Origin of the sequence: Mangrovimonas sp. CR14 (assembly GCF_011764015.1) — a bacterium.
Lineage (GTDB): Bacteria > Bacteroidota > Bacteroidia > Flavobacteriales > Flavobacteriaceae > Mangrovimonas > Mangrovimonas futianensis.
Genome location: NZ_JAAFZY010000018.1, coordinates 1 through 3629 on the forward strand (window position 1 = coordinate 1; position 3629 = coordinate 3629).

The window sequence follows — 3629 nt, forward strand, 5'->3', positions numbered from 1 at the left end:
TACTCGACCGTGAACCAGTAGTCGCTCGATGGCATCAGCTCCCCGTTGTAGGTACCGTCCCATCCCTCGCCAGTGGGGCTCAATTGCTTGAGCAGCTTTCCATAGCGGTCAAATATATAAATTTTAGCGTTAACTTGGGTGTTAATATTGTAAATCTGCCAAGTGTCGTTGTCCCCGTCCCCATTAGGGGTAAAGAACAATGGGTAGTCCATTACCGTCACCGTATCACTGCCGATACCGCAACCGTTGATATCCCTTACCTGTACCAGGTGTTCCCCGAAGGACAGGTTCTCAAACACATAACTGCCGTCATTGGGCTCGTTGCTCACCCATGGACCATTGTCAATGCTGAACTCAAACACCGCATCGGTTGCTCCCGTGGCCGTTACCGTTACCACGTGGTTGTCTGCAAAGGCCTGGGTAGTTACCGTGGCCTGTACCACCGGTGGAGAGCTCAGGATCACCTCGGCACTCATGGCGCTGCTGCAGCCGTTGTCCACATCGGTCACCACCACCGTATAGGTGCCGGCTACCGTTGGCATGTAGCTGGAATCCGTGCCAAGTACCACCGCAGGGTCCGTGGCCTCGCTCCATTCAAAGCTGTAGGCCGAAGCATCAAGTCCCGTGTCCATCAGTGGAGAGCCCACGACCTCCGTCCCGTTGGTGTCCGTACACAGTACGTACACATCCTCCAGAACAAAGGAAGGAATAGGCGCCACCTGAAGTTCCAGGGTGGTTATGTCGTAGCAGATGCTATCCGGTGTTGTATCGTTGTCAACACGCACCCAGACGGTCTGCGGGTTGCTCAGGTTCATATAGGAGGTCGGGTTGGCGATGGCGTTGTCCATGGCCAGGGCGTCCGCCTCGGTCTCATAGTAACTTACCGTGAAGTTCGCCGGGTCCTGACCGTTAAGTACCGTGGCATTCTGCGTGCTCAGGTCAAAGGCCACCGAGTCGTCCGTTGGGTCACCGTCAAACTCCATGTTGTCATCGCACAGTACAAAAGGCTCCGGCGTGTTGGCCTCGGCTGCTTCCTGTACCTCCACAAAGAAACTGATCGTGGCGATGTCACAGCGGGTCTCCAGGTCCATGATGTTCACGAAGATCTCCTGTGGGTTCACCGTGTTGGTGAAGGCCCAGGGACTGGCAATGCCGCCAGTGGCGTTCTGTGCCCCGGACAAGCTTGTGTAATAGGTCACTCCATAGGATGACGGATCCTGTCCGTTCAGTATGGTGGCATCCTGTTGTGTCAGGTCAAAGGTATAGACACCATCGGTGTTCAGTTCACAGGCAATCAGGTCTTCAAGCTCTGCCGATGCATCGGGAAGCGGGTTGACCACTACCTGGAAGCTGGTCACGTTGTAACAGCCCGTTTGGTCGTTGGTGACCCTCACCCATACGGTCTGTGGGGTCTGGGTGTTCACAAAGGCCGTGGCATCTGCTATGGATGTGTCCCCTTCCTCTGCACCTTCTTCCGTGGTATGGTAGGTAGCCGTTAGGCCAGTCTCTCCCGGAAGGATGATACTGTCCTCCATCACCGTTAGGTCAAAGCTCTCGGACAGGTCTCCCGTATCGGTATCGTCACAGGCCACAAGATCCTGAAGGTTCTCTGCAGGGGTCGGTGTTGGCAATGGCGACACCTCAAGGGTCAATGTCGAATAGGCATAGCAACCGGTATCCTGGTCGGTCACCTTCACATAGATGGTCTGCGGGTTGTGAGGCTGTCCACCTATCGATGTGTTGGTATAGGATGTATAGTCTGCTATCGGGTTGTCATTGTCACGGTCTATGGCCGTCTCGTAGTAGTCCACGCTCCAGGAAGGTGTCCCACTGGTAATGATCCCGTCCTGATCGGTCAGGTCAAAGGCTGCATAGCCGTCGTTGTCGTCGTTGTCGTCACAGATGCTCAGCTGCAGTGCCTCTTGGGTCTGTGCCGGGGTAGGAAGCGGATTCACGATCAGCTCCAGGGTCGTGGTACGGAAACACAAAGTGGCATTGTCCTCCACACGAACCCCTAGGGTCTGTGGTGTAAACTGGTTGGTATAGGCGGTAGGGACCGCTATGTAACTGGGGGCAGATGGCCCTATCTCGGCATCGGCCACTTCGGTGTAATAGGTCACTGTGTACAGTGTCGGGTCCAGCCCGTTCAATATCTCTGTGTTGGCCTGGGTCAGGTCAAACTGTGTCATCCCATCGGCAACGGCATCGTCGCACAGTTCCAATGGTGATGGATCGGCAATCTCTGGTGTTGGCTGCACGATCAGTTGCAGCTCCACAATGGTAGGACAATCGGTATCCACACCGGCATAGTCCACTCTTACGTAGATCACCTGCCCAAGGACGTTGGACAACGGACTGCTCTGTGGCAGCACATCGTCCACTGCGTTCTGGTAGGTCAGGTGGAAGGTAACATCTAAACTGGTGTCACCTCCTGTAATTTCTTCTATGGTGCTGTCCAGGTCAAACTCGCCCAGGTCATCGTTGTCAGGGTCACAGTAGGTAAGCGCCTGTGGGATGTTGGCCGCTGGTGCACCCACTACCTGAAGGGTCAGGGTCGTGGTGGTATGGCAGCCGGTGTTCACGCTCTCTACCCTTACGTAAACGACTTCACCGTCCGTACCCACATAGGCATCTGCGGATGGGGCCACCTCTGGTGTACCGGCATCGGCATCGGCCTGGCTGGCATGGTAGCTCACCACGTAGTTCGGGTTGTTGCCCGTGATGGGACCGTCCATTTGGGTCAGGTCCATCTCCACAACACCGTCGGGGGTGTTGTCGTCACAGACGATCAGTTCTGCCGGGTCCTGTGCCAGGGTCGGAAGCGGGTGTACGGTTACTGTATTGGTCGTCGTGTCCGGGCAGGTACCGTTGGTGGTATACACCACCTCATAGGTCGCTCCCGGGGTCCCACCGGTGATGGTTCCCGTGGCTGCATCAATCACGGCATCCGTTGGTTGTGGGTCTGTAAAGGCATAGGTCCCTCCCGGGGTTACGGCTTCAGCTGTAGCGCCGTCACAGGTTGGGGTCAGCGTAAAGCTTGGGTCATCGGTCACTATCACCGTGACATCCAAGGTCGTTGGCTCACTGCATACGTTTGCAAAGGCATAGGTGACCGTATAGGTCGCTCCTGAAAGCCCGCCAATGATCTCTCCCGTGGCAGGGTCGATGCTGGCACCGTCTCCTAGGTCTACCATGCTAAAGGTCCCGTCCACATCGCCCAATATGGTAGCGGTCGCTCCGCTACAGTTGGGGGTCATCTCAAAGGTGGTGTCCTCGGAGAAAGGTACGGTTACCGTCAGGGTCAAAAAGTCCGGACAGGTACCGCTGGTGGTATAGGTCACGTCATAGACCGCCTCGGACGGACCGCCGGTGATCTCACCGGTATCCGGGTTGATCGTACCGCCAACGCCATTGACGTCCACCATGGTAAAGGTCCCGCCAGGGGTACCTGTTACCTCGGCTGTGGCACCGTCACAGGTCGGGGTCAGGGTAAAACTAGGATCGTCTATGTCGATCACGTTGAAGGTCACTTCAGAGGAAGCGCTACATTCGTTGTCAAGGGCGTAAATGATGGTGATCTCCTCGGATGGGGAGGCTCCGGTCACTTCCCCGGTAGTTGGGTCAATCAC

General features: G+C 56.1%; 1 protein-coding gene. It reads right to left on the reverse strand.

The window, feature by feature from the left end:
- Positions 1-3605 (reverse strand): T9SS type B sorting domain-containing protein (locus tag GZ212_RS16225; protein ID WP_206080472.1); only part of this gene is annotated, 3605 nt, incomplete at its 3' end.
- Positions 3606-3629 lie beyond the last annotated feature (24 nt).